The organism is Mycobacterium sp. 852013-51886_SCH5428379 (assembly GCF_001665575.1).
Classification (GTDB): Bacteria; Actinomycetota; Actinomycetes; order Mycobacteriales; family Mycobacteriaceae; genus Mycobacterium.
Map to the genome: position 1 here is coordinate 83,407 of NZ_LZSU01000021.1, position 17,680 is coordinate 101,086.

Annotated in this window: 17 protein-coding genes; 8 read left to right on the forward strand and 9 right to left on the reverse strand. The window is 69.9% G+C overall.

Going from position 1 to position 17,680, the window contains the following annotated elements; all coding sequences use genetic code 11:
* Positions 1-163: 163 nt before the first annotated feature.
* Both A5757_RS09985 and A5757_RS09990 read right to left on the reverse strand, forming a co-directional pair.
* Complete coding sequence (locus A5757_RS09985) at positions 164-583, reverse strand: cytochrome c oxidase subunit 4 (RefSeq protein ID WP_066832664.1); 420 nt, start codon at positions 581-583, stop codon at positions 164-166.
* A gap of 8 nt (positions 584-591) precedes the next feature.
* Positions 592-1,644: a cytochrome c oxidase subunit II gene (locus A5757_RS09990; RefSeq protein WP_066832667.1), complete on the reverse strand. Its 1,053-nt coding sequence runs from the start codon at positions 1,642-1,644 to the stop codon at positions 592-594.
* Positions 1,645-1,782: 138 nt separating this feature from the next.
* Here A5757_RS09990 and asnB point away from each other — a divergent pair, with 138 nt between their 5' ends.
* Positions 1,783-3,738: an asparagine synthase (glutamine-hydrolyzing) gene (gene asnB / locus A5757_RS09995; RefSeq protein ID WP_066832670.1), complete on the forward strand. Its 1,956-nt coding sequence runs from the start codon at positions 1,783-1,785 to the stop codon at positions 3,736-3,738.
* Here asnB and A5757_RS10000 read toward each other — a convergent pair.
* Positions 3,735-4,466, reverse strand: a complete 732-nt coding sequence (locus A5757_RS10000; protein ID WP_066832673.1) for a DUF4333 domain-containing protein — start codon at positions 4,464-4,466, stop codon at positions 3,735-3,737. The two genes, asnB and A5757_RS10000, sit on opposite strands and share 4 nt — an antisense overlap.
* A gap of 15 nt (positions 4,467-4,481) precedes the next feature.
* Complete coding sequence (locus tag A5757_RS10005) at positions 4,482-5,459, reverse strand: carbohydrate kinase family protein (protein WP_066832676.1); 978 nt, start codon at positions 5,457-5,459, stop codon at positions 4,482-4,484.
* Positions 5,460-5,662: 203 nt separating this feature from the next.
* On the opposite strand from A5757_RS10005, the gene A5757_RS10010 reads away from it, so the two are divergent.
* Positions 5,663-6,301 carry a hypothetical protein gene (locus A5757_RS10010; protein ID WP_066832679.1) on the forward strand — a complete coding sequence of 213 codons (639 nt, stop codon included), beginning with the start codon at positions 5,663-5,665 and terminating at the stop codon, positions 6,299-6,301.
* A 13-nt stretch (positions 6,302-6,314) separates the two neighbouring features.
* Here the strand turns inward: A5757_RS10010 and A5757_RS10015 are convergent, their stop codons facing one another.
* Entirely contained in the window at positions 6,315-6,677 is a 363-nt protein-coding gene (locus A5757_RS10015) for an iron-sulfur cluster assembly accessory protein (RefSeq protein WP_066832682.1), read from the reverse strand.
* Between the two features lie 126 nt (positions 6,678-6,803).
* Between A5757_RS10015 and A5757_RS10020 the strand changes: the two genes are divergently transcribed.
* From A5757_RS10020 to A5757_RS10035, 4 genes are read left to right on the forward strand one after another with little or no spacing between them, the layout of a single operon-like run.
* Positions 6,804-7,496 carry a DUF3043 domain-containing protein gene (locus A5757_RS10020; RefSeq protein WP_066832684.1) on the forward strand — a complete coding sequence of 231 codons (693 nt, stop codon included), beginning with the start codon at positions 6,804-6,806 and terminating at the stop codon, positions 7,494-7,496.
* Positions 7,489-8,022 (forward strand): bifunctional adenosylcobinamide kinase/adenosylcobinamide-phosphate guanylyltransferase, encoded by a 534-nt coding sequence (locus A5757_RS10025; protein WP_066832691.1) that lies wholly within the window; start codon positions 7,489-7,491, stop codon positions 8,020-8,022. Before A5757_RS10020 ends, A5757_RS10025 begins: the two co-directional genes overlap by 8 nt.
* 44 nt (positions 8,023-8,066) lie before the next feature.
* Positions 8,067-9,065 carry a nicotinate-nucleotide--dimethylbenzimidazole phosphoribosyltransferase gene (gene cobT / locus A5757_RS10030; protein ID WP_066832943.1) on the forward strand — a complete coding sequence of 333 codons (999 nt, stop codon included), beginning with the start codon at positions 8,067-8,069 and terminating at the stop codon, positions 9,063-9,065.
* Positions 9,062-9,808: an adenosylcobinamide-GDP ribazoletransferase gene (locus tag A5757_RS10035; protein ID WP_066832693.1), complete on the forward strand. Its 747-nt coding sequence runs from the start codon at positions 9,062-9,064 to the stop codon at positions 9,806-9,808. Before cobT ends, A5757_RS10035 begins: the two co-directional genes overlap by 4 nt.
* 12 nt (positions 9,809-9,820) lie before the next feature.
* Here the strand turns inward: A5757_RS10035 and A5757_RS10040 are convergent, their stop codons facing one another.
* Positions 9,821-10,927 carry a branched-chain amino acid aminotransferase gene (locus tag A5757_RS10040; protein ID WP_066832696.1) on the reverse strand — a complete coding sequence of 369 codons (1,107 nt, stop codon included), beginning with the start codon at positions 10,925-10,927 and terminating at the stop codon, positions 9,821-9,823.
* Between the two features lie 23 nt (positions 10,928-10,950).
* Positions 10,951-12,048: a glycine cleavage system aminomethyltransferase GcvT gene (gene gcvT / locus A5757_RS10045; RefSeq protein WP_066832699.1), complete on the reverse strand. Its 1,098-nt coding sequence runs from the start codon at positions 12,046-12,048 to the stop codon at positions 10,951-10,953.
* Between the two features lie 22 nt (positions 12,049-12,070).
* Between gcvT and A5757_RS10050 the strand changes: the two genes are divergently transcribed.
* Entirely contained in the window at positions 12,071-13,597 is a 1,527-nt protein-coding gene (locus tag A5757_RS10050; RefSeq protein ID WP_066832701.1) for a leucyl aminopeptidase, read from the forward strand.
* A gap of 33 nt (positions 13,598-13,630) precedes the next feature.
* On the opposite strand, the gene A5757_RS10055 is transcribed toward A5757_RS10050, so the two are convergent.
* Positions 13,631-15,340, reverse strand: a complete 1,710-nt coding sequence (locus A5757_RS10055) for an SDR family oxidoreductase (protein ID WP_066832703.1) — start codon at positions 15,338-15,340, stop codon at positions 13,631-13,633.
* Positions 15,337-15,687, reverse strand: a complete 351-nt coding sequence (locus tag A5757_RS10060; protein WP_066832705.1) for an oxidoreductase — start codon at positions 15,685-15,687, stop codon at positions 15,337-15,339. Before A5757_RS10060 ends, A5757_RS10055 begins: the two co-directional genes overlap by 4 nt.
* 150 nt (positions 15,688-15,837) lie before the next feature.
* Between A5757_RS10060 and sucB the strand changes: the two genes are divergently transcribed.
* Entirely contained in the window at positions 15,838-17,679 is a 1,842-nt protein-coding gene (gene sucB / locus A5757_RS10065; RefSeq protein ID WP_066832707.1) for a 2-oxoglutarate dehydrogenase, E2 component, dihydrolipoamide succinyltransferase, read from the forward strand.
* Position 17,680: the final 1 nt, after the last annotated feature.

Genomic DNA, 17,680 nt, shown 5'->3' on the forward strand with positions numbered 1-17,680 from the left:
GCCTATCCTTCTCGCACTGCGTAACCCGGCGCCGGTTACGTCAGCCTCAGCCGCTCACCGCGCCCCGGCAACACTACCCAACGACAGAGGATGGCCGAACGAGGCAGCGCACTTCGCCGACCAAGTGGTGATCTTTTCGTGATCTTCGCCCGGCGCACCCGCGTCAGTGCTTCTCGGGGCCCCAGTGGTACTCGAAGACCAGGCCGCCGGCGGACGCCAGCACGAACACGACGCCAGCGGCGATCAGCCACGGCAGCCACAGGGCGGTACCGACGGCGGCGATCGAGAAGGACAGCGCGATCAGGATCGGCCACCAGCTGTGCGGCGGGAAGAAGCCCAGCTCGCCGGCGCCGTCACTGATCTCGGCGTCCTCGTAGTCCTCGGGCCGGGTGTCGAGCCGACGGGCGACGAAGCGGAAGAACGTTCCGGTGATCAGCGTCAGTCCGGTGGTCAGGACCAGCGCCGTGGTTCCGGCCCACTCCACGCCGCCGGGGCTGAACATCGCGGTCAGCACCGCGTAGACGACCGCGGTCAGCGCGAAGAAAGCCGTCAGGAACTCGAACAACCGGGCTTCGATATGCATCTGGTGTCCTACCTGCTCGCCTGGGGAGCCATCTCGCCGCGGCGGGAATCGAACGGGCGGGTGGTGGTGGCCGTGGGTGACTGGTTGATCGCCAGCAGCGCCTCGGCGTTGGTCTTACCGGCGATGCGCTGATCCAGGTACGCCTTGAAGTCGTTGGGCTCGACGACGCGGACCTCGAAGTTCATCATCGCGTGGTAGGTGCCGCACATCTCGGTGCAGCGCCCGACGAACGCACCGGTCTCGTAGATCTCGGAGACCTGGAAGATGTGGTCGGAGTTGTTCGCCTGCGGGTCCGGGATGACGTCGCGCTTGAACAGGAACTCCGGCACCCAGAATCCGTGGATGACGTCGGCCGAGGCGATACGGAACTCGATGCGCTTACCCGCGGGCAGCACCAGCACCGGGATCTCCTCGGTGGTGCCGAGCGTCTCGATCTTGTCGAACGCCAGGTAGCTGCGGTCCTCGGGGCTCTTGCCCGCGATGGCGCCGTGCTCGGTCTCGGCTTCGTGACCTTCGCCCGTCGCGCCGACCTCACCGGGACGCGAGGCGACGGCCTCGGCACGCTCGGGATCAGTGCCGTCGTAGTCGATCGTGCCGTCGGCGAAGCGCACGCTGTTGTAGCCGAACTTCCAGTTCCACTGGAACGCCGTCACGTCGACGGTGACCTCGGGGTTGTCCTCCTTGGCCAGCATCTCCTCCTGGACGACCACGGTGAAGTAGAACAGCACCGAGATCATGAGGAACGGGATGACCGTCAGCGTGAGTTCCAGCGGCATGTTGTAGCCGAACTGCCGCGGGAAGTCCGTGTCACCGGCCTTCTTGCGGTGGAACAGGCTGGTCCAGAAGATCAGCCCCATCACGATGGCACCGACCGCCAGCGCAGCGATCACCGAGCCGATCCACAACTCCCGGTTCGCATGCGCTTCGGGAGTGATGCCGTTGGGCCATCCCAGGCCGAGCACGTGCGACCAGCTACAGCCACTGAGCAGCACCGCGGTGGCCGCCAGGACCAGTGACAATGCCGCGGTGCGTGCCTTCGCCTTCCGCCCACGAGGGGTCACGTTGGCGCCTCCTAAGAACTCCGTGAAGCCAGCCGAATACTACGCAGCGTAGACCACCCGACCGGAGCAGTCTCGACACACCCGACCCTTTGTGTGCCGTCGCGCCCCGCGGTGGACGCATTAGGCATACTTGGCCCGGTGTGCGGACTGCTGGCGTTCCTGAAAGACCCGTCCGCGCAGCCCTCTTCGACGCTGGTCGAGGCGGTATCGGGGGCTGCCGAGCTGATGCGGCATCGCGGACCCGACGAGCCGGGGACATGGTCCGACGACCCAGCCGCACCGTCCATCGTGCTCGGCTTCAACCGGCTGTCGATCATCGACATCGCCCACAGCCACCAGCCGCTGCGATGGGGCCCCCCGGAGACCCCGGACCGCTACGTGCTGGTCTTCAACGGCGAGATCTACAACTACTTGGAACTGCGTGAAGCGTTGCGGTCCGAATTCGGCGCGGTGTTCGCCACCGACGGTGACGGTGAGGCGATCATCGCCGGCTACCACCACTGGGGCACCTCGGTGCTGACGCGGCTGCGCGGGATGTTCGCGTTCGCTCTGTGGGACACCGTCGGGGGCGAGCTGTTCTGCGCGCGCGACCCGTTCGGCATCAAGCCGCTGTACGTGGCGGCCGGGCCCGGCGGCACCGCGGTCGGCAGCGAGAAGAAGTGCCTGCTGGCCGTCGCCGAGCAGCTCGGCGTCGACACCGGCCTCGACGAGCGGGCGGTGCAGCACTACACCGTCCTGCAGTACGTCCCCGAACCCGAGACGCTGCACCGAGGCATCCGCAGGCTGGAGTCGGGCAGCTACGCCCGCATCCGTCCCGGCAACGCCCCGGACGTCACCCGCTACTTCGTCCCGCGGTTCGACGCCGTGCCCTTCCGGAGCCGAACCGGATCCGGCGACGATCAGGCCCGCTACGACGAGATCACAGCGGTCCTCGAGGACTCGGTGGCCAAGCACATGCGCGCCGACGTCACCGTCGGCTCGTTCCTGTCGGGCGGGATCGACTCGACGGCGATCGCGGCGCTGGCGATGCGGCACAACCCCCGGTTGATCACCTTCACCACCGGCTTCGAGCGGGAGGGTTTCTCGGAGGTCGACGTCGCCGTCGCCTCGGCCGAGGCGATCGGTGCGCGGCACATCACCAAGGTCGTCAGCCAGGCGGAGTTCGTCGAGGCGCTGCCCGCGATCGTCTGGTACCTCGACGAGCCCGTCGCCGATCCGGCGCTGGTACCGCTGTACTTCATCGCCAAAGAGGCCCGCAAGCACGTCAAGGTCGTGCTGTCCGGCGAGGGCGCCGACGAGTTGTTCGGCGGCTACACCATCTACCGCGAACCGCTGTCACTGCGCGCCTTCGACTATCTGCCCCGCCCGGTGCGCCGTTCGCTGGGCCGGGCGTCGGGGCCGCTGCCGGAGGGGCTGCGCGGTAAGAGCCTGCTTCACCGCGGCTCGCTGACCCTCGAGGAGCGCTACTACGGCAACGCCCGCAGCTTCTCCGACGCCCAGCTGCGGGCGGTGCTGCGCCGCTTCTCCCCCGACTGGACCCACACCGACGTCACCGCACCCGTCTACGCCGAGTCCGAGGGCTGGGACCCGGTGGCGCGGATGCAGCACGTCGACCTGTTCACCTGGCTGCGCGGCGACATCCTGGTCAAGGCCGACAAGATGACGATGGCCAACTCTCTCGAGCTGCGGGTGCCGTTCCTGGACCCCGAGGTGTTCGCGGTGGCCGCGCGGCTGCCGCTAGACCAGAAGATCACCCGATCGACGACGAAGTACGCGCTGCGGCGCGCCCTGGAGCCGGTGATTCCCCCGCACGTGCTGCACCGGCCCAAACTCGGTTTCCCCGTGCCGATCCGGCACTGGCTACGCGCGGGCGAGCTGCTCGACTGGGCCTACGCCACCGTTGCGTCGTCGCACACCGGCGACCTGATCGATCTGCAGGCCGTCCGGCGGATGCTCGACGAGCACCGCACCGGTGAGAGTGATCACAGCCGCCGGTTGTGGACGGTGCTGATCTTCATGCTCTGGCACGCGATCTTCGTCGACGGGAGCGTCATCCCGCAGATCAGCGAGCCGCACTATCCGGTGCAGCTCTAGGTTTTCGGCTTGAACCCGTAGTTGACCTGCGTCCCGTCCACCGACTCGACGGTGAGGACGAAGTCCTGCGTCGACGCGCCGAGCGTCACGGTGCAGTCCACGGTCGCGTCGACCCGGCCTTGCAGATCACCCGTGCACTCGACGGTCTCGGGACGGGCGCCGAGCTGGCTTTCCAACTGATCGGTCAGCGAGGTGGCGACCTCGTCGGCGCGCAGAACGGGCAGGACGGTGTAGTCCATCAGCAGCCCTTTGACGCTCTGGACGGTCACCTCGCGCTGCACGGGAACACCGTCGGAGGTGACGGTGCAGAACGTGCCGGTGTCGACGGTCGGCTCGAGACCGGCGTCGCAGGTGACGGCGTCGACGGGCGCGGTCTGGGACAGCAGCGCGGACACCGACGCCTCCAGCTGCTGCTGGGTCACCTCGGGTGAGGCGTCGTAGTCGATGACGCCGCCCTCGACGCCGGTGACCGTGATCAGCGCGACGATGCTGGAGGTCGGACCGAGGTCGAGGGTGCACCGGCTCTCGTTGCCGATCTCACCCACCAGATCGGTGTCGCAGGTCACCGCATTCGCTGTCGCACCGGCGTCTTCCAGTTTGGTGGTGAGGTCTTCCTGCAGAGCGTCCCTGCTGACCGTCGGCGGGGCGGACCCGCCACCGGAGCTGCAGCCGATCAGTGCGGCGGCGCCGGTCGCGGCGAGGGCGACCGTGGTTCGGAGTGCGCGCATGCGGGGTGCCGGCGCCTACGCGCCGAGCGCCTCGCCGATCTCGCGGCCGGCGTCCTCGCCGTAAGCGTCGGTCAGCCGCCGCACCGCATCGTCGCGGTCCCAGCTCCACTCCTGCGGGCCGGGAGCCTCGAACACCAGCACAGCCACCAGGGACGCCAGCTGCGCCGACCGCTCGAGGCTCAGCCCGGCGGAGCGGCCGGTGAGGAAACCGGCGCGGAACGCGTCGCCGATTCCGGTCGGGTCGGCCTGGTGCTTCTCGGGGACCACGTCGACGTGGATGAAGGTGCCGTCGGAGCTGACCAGGTCGACGCCCTTGGGGCCCAGCGTGGTCACGCGCAGACCGATCTGGTTCATCACCTCCGCCTCGGACAGCCCGGACTTCTGCAGCAGCAGATCCCACTCGTAGTCGTTGGTGAACAGGTAGGTGGCGCCGTCGATCAGCGCGCGGATCTGCGCGCCGTCCAGGCGGGCCAACTGCTGGCTGGGATCCGCGGCGAACTGCAGCCCCAGCTCACGGCACTCTTCGGTGTGGCGGAACATCGCGTCGGGGTCATTGGCGCCGACGATCACCAGATCCGGTGTCCCGAGGCGTTTGACGACGTCGGCCAGCACGATGTCACGTGCCTCCGACATCGCACCCGGATAGAAGGACGCGATCTGCGCCATGGCCTCGTCGGTGGTGCACACGAACCGGGCGGTGTAGGCCGAATCGGACACCAGCACGCTCTCGGTGTCCACACCGGCGGCCTCCAGCCAGTTGCGGTAGTCGTCGAAATCCTGGCCGACAGCGCCGACGAGCGCGACGTCCCCGCCCAGCACGCCGATCGCGTAGGCCATGTTCCCCGCGACGCCGCCCCGGTGCATCACCAGGTCGTCGACGAGGAAGCTCAACGACACCTTCTGCAGGTGGTCGGGCAGCAGTTGTTCGGAGAATTTGCCCGGAAACCGCATGAGATGGTCGGTGGCAATGGAGCCGGTCACCGCGATGGTCACGAACCGTCACCCTTCATTTCGTTACCTTGTCTAGCTGACTGTAGCGGCCCCGCTGAGCCGTGGTGGGCCCGCACGGAGCCTCCCTCGGCACACCGAGCGGTTCGCCGGTGGTGCGCTAACCTGCCTACACATGCCCGCGCGGGTCTACGGGAAGAAACTGTAGACCGGTGATCTGACCTCACGTCTGGGGAGCGAATTACTCGATGAGCGGCCCGTATCCGTACCCGGAGCCCTACCCGTCGCAGCAGCCCGGACCCCCTCCAGGCGTGGCGCAACCGTATCCCGGTCCCGCTGGCGGGATGTATCCGGGCATGCTGCCGCCGCCGGTGCCGTACCGGAAGCGGCCGCGCGGCACGATCATCGCCGCGGTGGCGGCGGTGCTGGCGATCGTCGGGGTGATCGTCGCGCTCGTCGTCTCCACGCGGGACAGCGGCGGACAACAGGCGGCGGGTCCGCTGACCGACGAGACGGCCCGCACCACGATCCAGGACTATCTCAACGCGCTGTCCGACGGCGACGACGAGACGATCGCCCGCAACACACTGTGCGGACTGTTCGACGCGGTGACGGAAAAGCGCTCGGACATGGCGTTGGCCGGCCTGGCCGGCGACGCGTTCCGCAAGCAGTTCAGCAAGGCTGAGGTGACCTCGATCGACACGATCGTGCCGTGGTCGAGCAACCAGGCTCAGGTGCTGTTCACCATGCGGGTGGCGCCGGCCGCGGGTTCGACACGCAGCCAGAAGCCACCGGAGGAGGAAGTGCAAGCCGTCGCCCAGCTGCTGATTCAGCCGGACGACGTGCTCGTGTGCTCGTATCTGCTACGCAGCGGCGGTCAGTACTGACCGCCGAGCGCGGTCAGTTGAAGGAATCGCCGCAGGCGCAGGAGCCGGTGGCGTTCGGGTTGTCGATCGTGAAGCCCTGCTTCTCGATGGTGTCGACGAAATCGATCGACGCGCCCTGCACGTACGGCGCGCTCATCCGGTCGACGGTGAGGTTGACGCCGCCGAACTCCACGGTCAGATCGCCGTCGAGCACCCGGTCGTCGAAGAACAGGTTGTAGCGCAGACCCGCGCATCCGCCCGGCTGCACCGCGATACGCAGGGCCAGGTCGTCGCGGCCCTCCTGATCGAGCAGAGCCTTGGCCTTGGCCGCCGCAGCGTCCGTGAGCTGCACACCGTGGGTTGCGGTCGCGGTCGCCGACTCGTCCTGAACAGTCATTGCTCTCCCTTTGCATCCCTGCTGTGGTTCATGGCCAGACTCCTCAACGGTACCTTGCTTTCGCCCTATTCCCGAGGTGGCTCCCGGCCGGTCTATGAGCGACGCCCGGCAAGTAGCCTGACGGGTGTGAAACTGCTGGGCCGCAAGAACGACGGAGGCCGCGACGACGGCGGGGAATCCCAGGACGCTGCTGGAGCCGCCGCGGCGGCAGGTTCCGCGGCCGACGACGGGTCGCGGGAACGCAAGACCGCCCCGAAGGGCAGGCCGACGCCCAAGCGCGACGCCGCCAGGCGTCGCGGACCGGTGGCACCTGCGCCGCTGACCGCCGCCGAGGCGCGCAAACGCCGCAAGGAGCTGCGCGGTCCGAAGCTCAGCCGCGAAGAGCGCAAGGCCGAGAAGCTGGAGCGCCGGGCCGGAATGGCCGAACGCCGCGAGCGGATGATGGCCGGCGACGACGCCTACCTGCTCCCCCGCGACAAGGGACCGGTGCGCCGCTACGTGCGCGACGTCGTCGACTCCCGGCGCAACGTCCTCGGGCTGTTCATGCCCGCCGCGCTGGCGCTGATCTTCGTGATGCTCGCGGTGCCGTCGGTCGAGTTCCAGCGGCTGCTGTCGCCCGCGATGCTGGTCCTCGTGGTGATCATGATCATCGACGGATTCCTGGTCGGCCGCCGGGTGAACCGCATGGTGGACGAGAAGTTCCCGGGCAACACCGAAAGCGGCTGGAAGCTCGGGTTCTACGCGGCCAGCCGCGCATCCCAGCTGCGCCGCATGCGGGCCCCGCGTCCGCAGGTCGAGCGCGGCAGCAAGGTTGTCTGAGCGCACGCTGGTGCTCGGCGGAATCCGGTCGGGTAAGTCGGGCTGGGCCGAGACGGCGATCGCCACGGCGGCCGGGTCGGCTCCGGTGCGCTACCTGGCCACCGGGGCGCCCGCGGATCAGGACGCCGAATGGTCCACCCGCGTCGACGCGCACCGCCGTCGCCGCCCGGCGCACTGGACCACCGAGGAGACCACCGACGTCGCGGGCCGACTGCGGGCTGCCCCCACCGCCACCCTCGTCGACGACATCGGCGGCTGGCTGACCGCCGAGATGGACCGCTGTGGCGCCTGGACGGGTGCGCCGATGTCCACCTCCACCGACGACCTCGTCGACGCGGTCCGCGGTTTCCCCGCACCGCTGGCACTGGTCAGCCCCGAGGTCGGCCTGACCGTGGTTCCCGCCACCGCCGCGGGCCGGCGCTTCGCCGACGAGCTGGGGCTGCTCAACCAGCGCCTCGCCGCGTGCTGCGACCGGGTCGTGCTCGTCGTGGCCGGTCTCCCGATCACCGTGAAGGAGCCGGCGTGACCGGACCAGCGTTCACCGCAGTGGTGCCACCGGACGCCGCGGCGATGGCCGAGGCGCGCGCCCGCCAGGACCGGCTCACCAAACCGCGCGGCGCGCTGGGCCGGCTGGAGGAGCTGTCGGTGTGGGTGGCGGGCTGTCAGGGGGTGTGCCCGCCGCAGCAGTTCACCCGGGCCCGGGTGGTGGTGTTCGCCGGGGACCACGGGGTCGCGGCGGCGGGGGTGTCCGCCTACCCGGCGGAGGTCACCGCGCAGATGGTGACGAACATCGCCACGGGCGGCGCCGCCGTCAACGCCCTGGCCGAGACGGCGGGTGCCGGTGTCCGCGTGGTCGACGTCGCCGTCGACGTCGACGAACCGCTGTCCCCGGCGATCGGCGCGGTCAAGGTGCGCCGCGGCAGCGGCAACATCGCCGTCGAGGATGCGTTGACCGACGAGCAGACCATCGCGGCGATCGCCGCGGGCCGCCGAATCGCCGACGAGGAGGTCGACGCCGGCGCCGATCTGCTGATCGCCGGCGACATGGGCATCGGAAATACTACGGCCGCAACGACATTGATCGCGCTGCTGACGGGGACGGAACCGGTCGCGGTGGTCGGCCGGGGCACCGGGATCGACGACGCCGGCTGGGGCCGCAAGACCGCCGCCGTCCGCGACGCGATGTACCGGGCCAAGAGCGTGGCCGCCGATCCCGAGGCACTGCTGCGGGTCTGCGGCGGCGCCGACCTCGCGGCGATGGCGGGGTTCTGCGCGCAAGCCGCGGTGCGGCGCACGCCGCTGCTGCTCGACGGGTTGGTGGTCACCGCCGCTGCATTGGTCGCCGATCGGCTCGCGCCCGGCGCGCGGGACTGGTGGCAGGCCGGGCACCGCTCCCCCGAACCCGGACATGCGCTGGCGCTGAGCCGGCTGGACCGCGAACCGATCGTCGATCTGGGGATGCGGCTCGGTGAGGGCACCGGCGCGGCCGTGGCGCTACCGGTGCTGCGGGCCGCGGTGGCGGCGCTGGCCTCCATGGCGACGTTCGACGAGGCCGGCGTCTCGTCGTGATCCGTTCCGTCGCTGGAGCGTTCGCGTTCGGCACGGTGGTGCCGGTGACTGCGGGCCGCCTCGGCCCGATGGGCCGCGGCACGATGTCCGCGCTGCCGCTGGTCGGGGTGGCGCTCGGCGCGCTGGCCGCCGCCGTGCTCTACGCCGGCACCTGGGCGTTCGGCGCGCACAGTGCGCTGGCCGGGCTGCTCGCGGTCGCCATGCTGCTGCTCGTCACGCGCGGTATGCACATCGACGGAATGTCCGACACGGTCGACGGGCTGGGCTGCTACGGACCGCCGCAGCGGGCGCTGCACGTGATGCGCGACGGATCGGCGGGCGCGTTCGGGGTCGCGGCCGTGGTGGTCGCGATCGGCGCGCAGACGCTGGCCTTCGCACATCTGGCGGACGGCTGGCGGGGCGCGGTGGCCGTCGTCGTCGCCGTGACCGCAGGTCGCGCCGCCGCGGTGCTGGCCTGCCGGCGCGGTGTCCCGGCCGCCGAGGGCAGCACGCTGGGCGGCTCGGTCGCCGGGACCCAGCCGGTCGCGATCGTGGCGGCATGGCTGGTGGCCGTGGCCGCCCTGGCGATCACGGCGACGACGCGGCCGTGGCAGGGCCCGGCGGTGGTGGTGCTCGCCGTCGCGGTGACCGCGCTGCTGGTGCGGCACTGCGTGCGTCGCTTCGGCGGGATCACCGGCGACGTGCTGGGCGGTGCGATCGAGGTGACGACGACCCTGGTCGCCGTCGGCCTGGCGATCAGGTGAGCCGTCGGCCCCTCAACTCAGTTTCGCCATCCAGCCGTGGGTGTCGGCGAAGGTGCCGCGCTGGATTCCGGTCAGGGTGTCGCGCAGCGCCATCGTGACCTCGCCCGGTTCGCCGTCGGCGATCGTGAACTCGCCGTCGTTGTGCTTGACGTGGCTGACGGGTGTGATGACCGCGGCCGTCCCGCACGCGAACACCTCGGTGATCTCGCCGGCGGCGGCCTTCTTCTGCCACTCGTCGACATCGATCTTGCGTTCCTCGATGGCGAATCCGGCGTCGGTGGCCAACTGCAGCAACGAATCCCGGGTGATTCCGGGCAGCAGGGACCCGCTCAGCTCCGGCGTGACCAGCCGTGCCGATCCTCCGCTGCCGAACACGAAGAACAGGTTCATCCCGCCCATCTCTTCGACGTAGCGGCGTTCGATGGCGTCCAGCCACACGACCTGATCGCAGCCGTTGTCGGCGGCCTGCGCCTGCGCGAGCAGCGACGCCGCGTAGTTCCCGCCGAACTTCGCCGCACCGGTGCCGCCCGGGCTGGCCCGCACGTACTCGTGGGACAACCACACGCTGACCGGTTTGATCCCACGCGGGAAATAGGCCCCGGCCGGCGAACCCAGCACCAGATAGCGGTACTCGTCGGCCGGGCGGACACCGAGCCCGGGCTCCGTGGCGATCATGAACGGCCGCAGGTACAGCGACTCCTCACCGCCGGCCGGCGGCACCCACTTCTCGTCGACCGCGATGAGCTGGCGCAGCGATTCGAGGAACACCTCGTCCGGCAGTTCCGGCATGGCCAGCCGGCGCGCCGAACTGCGCAACCGCGCGGCGTTGGCCTCGGGGCGGAACGACACCACCGACCCGTCGGCCCAGCGGTAGGCCTTGAGCCCTTCGAAGATCTCCTGCCCGTAGTGCAGCACGATCGCCGACGGGTCGAGCTGGATCGGGCCGTAGGGCAGCACCTGGGCGTTGTGCCAGCCGGCGTCGACGGTGTAGTCGATCGACACCATGTGATCGGTGTAGAAGCGGCCGAATCCCGGATTGGCCAGGATGCCGGCCCGTACCTCGTCGGACGCCGGCTCCGCGTTGCGGTGAACGGTGAACGAGAGCGGGCCGTCAGTCATGGGGGAAAGTGTATCGGTGCGCGCTAACGGGTTTTAGCCTCCACGAACGGGGGCTTGACCACCTCGCACTCGATGCGTCTGCCGCGGACATCGACCTCGACCCGGCCGCCGTCGGCGACCTCGTGGGAGGTGTCCAGCAGCGCCAGCGCGATCCCGACCTTCAGGCTCGGGGAGAACGTGCCGGAGGTGGTCGTCCCGATCGCGGTGTCACCGTCGAACACCGTCAGGTCTGGGCGCAGCACGCCCCGGCCGACGGCGCGCAACCCGCGCAGCAGCCGCTTGGGCCCGGCCTCCTTCTCGGCCAGCAGCGCGTCGCGGCCCCAGAACGCGTCCTTCTTCCACCCGATCGCCCAGCCGCAGCGGGCCTGCAGCGGGGAGATCTCCGGCGACAGTTCGTGGCCGTGCAGCGCGTAACCCATCTCGGTGCGCAACGTGTCGCGGGCACCGAGGCCCGCCGGTTCACCGCCGGCGGCGCGGACGGCGTCGACCAGGGCGTCGAACACCGGCCCGGCGTCATCCCACGGCGGCAGCAGCTCGAAGCCCTGCTCACCGGTGTAGCCGGTGCGGCACACCCGGACCGGGATCCCGCCGAGGTCGGCGTCGGCGTACCCCATGTAGTCCATCTCCGTCGGCAGGCCCAGCGCCGTCAGCACCTCGGCCGACTTCGGGCCCTGTACCGCCAGCACCGCGAACGAGCGGTGTTCGTCGGTGACGGTCACCCCGTCCGGCGCCTGTTCGGCCAGCGCGGCCACCACGGCAGCGGTGTTCGCGGCGTTGGGCACCAGGAAGATCTCGTCGTCGGAGACGTAGTAGGCGATCAGATCGTCGATCACGCCACCGGATGCGTTGCAGCACAGCGTGTATTGCGCCTTGCCGGGACCGATGCGGTTGAGGTCGTTGGTCAGCGTCGAGTTCACGTAGGCCGCGGCGCCCGGGCCGCGCACCAGCGCCTTGCCCAGGTGGCTGACGTCGAACAGCCCGACGGTGGTCCGGGTGGCCGTGTGCTCGCTGACGGTGCCCGCGTAGGACACCGGCATCAGCCATCCGCCGAACTCGGCGAAGGTGGCGCCCAGCGCCCGGTGACGATCTTCGAGGGGGCCGTGTAGGGGTTCGCTCACCATGCACAGCTTAGGGTGGATTCCCGTGAGCAACGATCCCGGCTATCAGGCCCCCGTCGTCACCGTCAGTTCCGCCCTGCCGCGCCGCGGTGTCGGTGAGTCCGTGCTGGTCGTGCCCATCGTGAAAGACAGCGTGAACGGCGGCGACACGGCGACCGTGCTCGCCGGTGAACCGTTCCTCGACCGCGGCCAGATCGACGACATCGAATCCGCCCTGGCCGCACTCGGCGCGACCGGCGGCGAAGGCCAGATCCACCGCCTGGTGGTGGGGTCGCTCCCCGTCGCCAGCGTGCTGACCGTCGGCCTCGGCAAGCCGCGCGACGAGTGGCCTGCCGACACCGTGCGCCGCGCCGCGGGCAACGCGGCTCGGTCGCTGGACAAGGCGGCCGCCGTGCTGACGACGCTGTCGGCTCTGGACCTCTCGGCGGCGATCGAGGGTCTGATCCTCGGCAGCTACCGGTTCACCGATTTCCGCAGCGCCAAGACCGCCCCGAAGGACGGCGGCCTGCGGGCCGTCACGGCGCTGTCGCAGGAGTCGAAGGCCCGCGCCCGCGACGCCGCGCAGCGCGCGACCGACATCGCGAGTGCGGTCGCGACTGCTCGAGACTTCGTCAACACGCCGCCCAGCCACCTCTTCCCCGACGAATTCGCCAAGCGTGCAAAGGCTTTGGGTGAGGCGGCCGGTCTGAGCGTCGAGATCCTCGACGACAAGGCGCTGGCCAAGAACGGATACGGCGGCATCGTGGGCGTCGGCAAGGGTTCGTCGCGGCCGCCGCGGCTGGTCCGACTGACCCACAAGGGCGCCAAACGGAAGGGCAAGACGGTGGCGCTGGTCGGTAAGGGCATCACCTTCGACACCGGCGGTATCTCGATCAAACCGGCCGCGAACATGCACCACATGACCTCCGACATGGGTGGGGCGGCCGCGGTGATCGCGACGGTGGTACTCGCGGCCAAGCAGAAGCTCCCCCTCGACGTCATCGCGACGGTGCCGATGGCCGAGAACATGCCGTCGGCGACCGCGCAGCGGCCCGGTGACGTGCTCACCCAGTACGGCGGCACCACGGTGGAGGTGCTCAACACCGACGCGGAGGGCAGGCTGATCCTGGCCGACGCGATCGTGCGGGCCTGCGAGGACAATCCGGACTATCTGATCGAGACGTCGACGTTGACCGGCGCGCAAACGGTCGCGCTGGGTTCCCGCACGCCGGGCGTGATGGGCAGCGATGCTTTCCGCGACCGGGTCGCGGCGCTGTCGCAGCAGGTCGGCGAGAACGGCTGGGCGATGCCGCTGCCCGAGGAGCTCAAGGATGACCTCAAGTCGACGGTGGCCGACCTCGCCAACGTCAGCGGATCGCGGTTCGCCGGGATGCTGGTCGCGGGCACGTATCTGCGGGAGTTCGTCGCCGACGGCGTCGAGTGGGCGCACATCGACGTCGCCGCCCCGGCGTACAACACCGGCGGACCGTGGGGCTACACGGTCAAGGGCGGCACCGGGGTGCCGACCCGCACGATGTTCGCCGTACTGGAAGACATCGCGAACGCCGGCTAGATTTCCCGGCTCCGCCTCCGCCGGGGCGGCTGGTCAGAGCACCCGGCCCCGGGCGGTGCTGCGCAGCACCTGCGGCGCCATCCGGGACACGCCGTACACCAGGTAGGCCTCGGGCATCACGGGCCGAATCGCCTTGTCGGCCTTGACCGCCGACAAGATCGCCTTGGCCGCCTTGTCGGGGCCGTAGCGGCGCAGCGCGAACATCTTCTGCAGTTGTCCGCGCCGGCCCGTGACGTCGCGCGTGCGTCCGCTGGGTGCGCTGAAGCGCGTGTCGCGCACGATGTTGGTGTTGACGGTGCTGGGGCAGATCGTGGTGAGCCCGATGCCCGCCTCGTCGAGTTCGGCGCGCAGGCAGTCGGAGAACATGTACACCGCCGCCTTGGACGTGCAGTAGGCGTTGAGGGACTGCAGGGGTGCGTAGGACGCCATCGACGCCACGTTGACGATGTGGCCGCCGGTGCCGCGTTCGACGAGGCGGCGCGCGAACGCCCGGCACCCGTTGACCACGCCGCCCAGGTTGACGTCCAGGACGCGGTCCCAGAGTTCCGGCGGAGTGTCCAGGAAGCTGCCCGCCTGCCCGATACCGGCGTTGTTGACCACGACGTCGGGCACCCCATGCGTGGCGCACACCTCGTCAGCGAACCGTTCGACGGCGTCGGCGTCCGATACGTCGAGGGCGTAGGCGTGGGCCGTGCCGCCGCGTGCGGTGATCTCGGCGGCCGTTTCCCGGGCGGCCGCCGCGTCGATGTCGCTGACCACCAGCTCGGCACCCTCCGCGGCGAAGGCCAGCGCGGTCTCGCGCCCGATGCCGCTGCCCGCGCCCGTCACCGAGACGAGCTGGTCGCCGAAGTATCCGCGGCTGCGGCCCACCTCGGCGCGGCGCAGTTCCCGGCAGGCGGGCGCACCGTCGATGTGGTCGGCGAACTGCTCGACGGCGCGGGCGATGACGCCCGGATGCGAGATCGGCGACCAGTGCCCGGCGTCGAGGTCACGCCGCCACAGCCGCGGCGCCCACCGGCCGATGCCGGCGAAGGCGTGCGGACGGATGAACGGATCGGCGGTGTTGACGATCAGCTGGACCGGGGCCTCGACGTGGTGGTCGCGGCGCGGGTGGAACAGGGCGGGCAGGGCGTTGGCCCGGTACACCTTGATGCTGGCGGCCGCGTCGGCGGCGGTGGACGAGGCGATGAACGGCCCGCCGAACACCCGCACGGCCAGGCCGGGCAGCAGCGGCAGCGAGAACAGCGCCATGTAGGACAGCCGGGCCAGCTGGGCGACGCCGCGGGCGAACGCTATCGGCCGCCAGGGCCGGGCCAGTGCGCCGCGGATGTAGAGCATGGCGTGGTGGGCGCTGGGTCCGGAGACCGAGGTGAACGATGCGACCCGGGTGGCCGCCTCGGGCCTGCCGAGGTACTCCCAGGTGCCGATCGACCCCCAGTCGTGGGCCAGCACGTGGGCGGGGCGCCCGGGGCTCACGGCGTCGAGAACCGCGGCCAGATCGTCGGCGTAACGCTCCAGCGAATACGCCGCGGCCGGTTTCGGGGTGGACGTCGCCCCGACGCCGCGGTTGTCGTAGCGCACGATGCGGAACCGGCCGGCCAGCTGCTCGACCACCCCGTCCCACAGCGCGTGGGAGTCCGGCCAGCCGTGGACCATGACGAGCGTGGGCCCGTCGGGGTTGCCTTCTTCGTAGACGGCGATACGGACGTCGTCGGCGCTTTCCACGAAGCGGGTCGGCGTCATCCCTCGAGTTCCTGCCGGGCCGCGCGTTTGCGCTCGATACGCCGCCGTGCGTCGTAATCGCGCATCCGCTGCGGATATCCCACCTTCTGGACGTCGTAGACCGGGATCTTCAGCCGGTCGCTGAGCTTGTGCGCGCCGGCGTCTCCCCCCGCGCGGCGCCTGGTCCATTCGCCGTCGGCGGCGACCAGACAGACCGTGACCTCGGTGACGGCGGTCTGCGGCTCGATGAACGCCTCGACGCCGTGGTGCTCGGCCACCCACTGCTGCAGATAGCGCAGATCGGCGGCGGGGTCGCGACCGTCGGACCGGGCTTTGCGGCGGCCCCGGAATTTGCTGAAGATCCCCACCTGCGTGCGGCTCCCTTCTCGAACCTCTTTTCCGATAGTGCCAGAGCCGGCAGTAGCCGAGTCTGCGACGAATACCGGTTACGGACGTGGAAGGATGGGAACGGACATTTCGACCCGGTACGACCGAGCCGTTCGAGGGAGTCAACACACATGGCCGTCTCTGTTCAGATGCCCGCTCTCGGTGAGAGCGTCACCGAAGGCACCGTCACCCGGTGGCTGAAGCAAGAGGGCGACACCGTCGAACAGGACGAGCCACTGCTCGAGGTGTCGACCGACAAAGTCGACACCGAGATCCCGGCACCCGCGTCGGGTGTGTTGAAGAAGATCGTCGCGCAGGAGGACGACACCGTCGAGGTCGGCGGTGAACTCGCCGTGATCGGCGACGAGGGCGAGGACTCCGGGGATTCGTCCGGCTCCGACGAGGATTCATCCGACGCTGATGGGGACTCTGACGACTCCGATGACGACTCGGCCGAGGAGGAGGCGCCCGCCGAGGAGTCCTCTGAAGACACCGAGGACACCGAAGACACCGAGGACACCGAGGACGAGCCCGCGAAGAAGCCGAAGGCCGACGCGAAGCCCAAGAAGTCCGGCGGGGGCACCTCGGTGACCATGCCCGAACTCGGCGAGTCGGTCACCGAGGGCACGGTCACCCGGTGGCTGAAGAAGGTCGGCGACAGCGTCGAGGTCGATGAGCCGCTGCTCGAGGTGTCCACCGACAAGGTCGACACCGAGATCCCCTCGCCGGTGGCGGGGACGCTGATCTCGATCACCGCCGAGGAGGACGACACCGTCGAGGTCGGCGGGGAGCTCGCCAAGATCGGCGACGCCGACGACGCCGACTCCGGCGAGGACGAGCCTGAACCGGAATCCGAGCCGGAACCGGAACCGGAGCCCGAACCTGAGCCCGAGCCCGAACCGGAGCCCGAGCCCGAGCCCGAGCCGGAACCCGAGAAGAAGCCGGAACCGAAGCAGGAAAAGAAGCCCGAGCCCAAGCAGGACGACTCCGACTCCGACTCCGACTCGGGGGACAGCGGCCCGTACGTCACGCCCCTGGTCCGCAAGCTGGCCGCCGAGCACGACGTCGACCTGTCCACGGTCAAGGGCACCGGCATCGGTGGCCGGATCCGCAAGCAGGACGTGCTCGCCGCCGCGGAAAAGGCCTCAGAGAAGTCCTCGACCGAGAAAGCCGCCGAGGCGCCGTCGAAGGCCCCGGCCGCCGCGATGGCGCCCGCGGACGCCAACACCGCCAATGCACCGCTGGCCCACCTGCGCGGCACCACGCAGAAGGCCAACCGGATCCGGCAGCTCACCGCGAAGAAGACCCGCGAATCGCTGCAGGCCACTGCGCAGTTGACGCAGGTCCACGAGGTCGACATGACCAAGATCGTGGCGCTGCGGTCCAAGGCGAAGAGTGAGTTCGCCGAACGCGAGGGTGTGAACCTCACGTACCTGCCGTTCATCGCCCGCGCGGTGATCGACGCACTCAAGGCGCATCCGAACATCAACGCCAGCTACAACGAGGACTCGAAGGAGATCACCTACTACGACGCCGAGCACCTCGGCTTCGCGGTGGACACCGAGCAGGGTCTGCTGTCGCCGGTGATCAAGAACGCGGGCGATCTGTCGCTGGCCGGGCTGGCTCGGGCGATCGCCGACATCGCCGCCCGCGCCCGCTCGGGTGACCTCAAGCCCGACGAGTTGTCCGGTGGCACGTTCACCATCACCAACATCGGCAGCCAGGGTGCGTTGTTCGACACCCCGATCCTGGTGCCGCCGCAGGCGGCGATGCTGGGTACCGGTGCGATCGTCAAGCGGCCGCGCGTCATCGTCGACGAGTACGGCAACGAGTTGATCGGTGTCCGGTCGGTGGCGTACCTGCCGTTGACCTATGACCACCGCCTGATCGACGGCGCCGACGCGGGCCGGTTCCTGACCACGATCAAACGTCGTCTCGAAGAGGGTGCGTTCGAGGCCGACCTCGGTCTGTAGG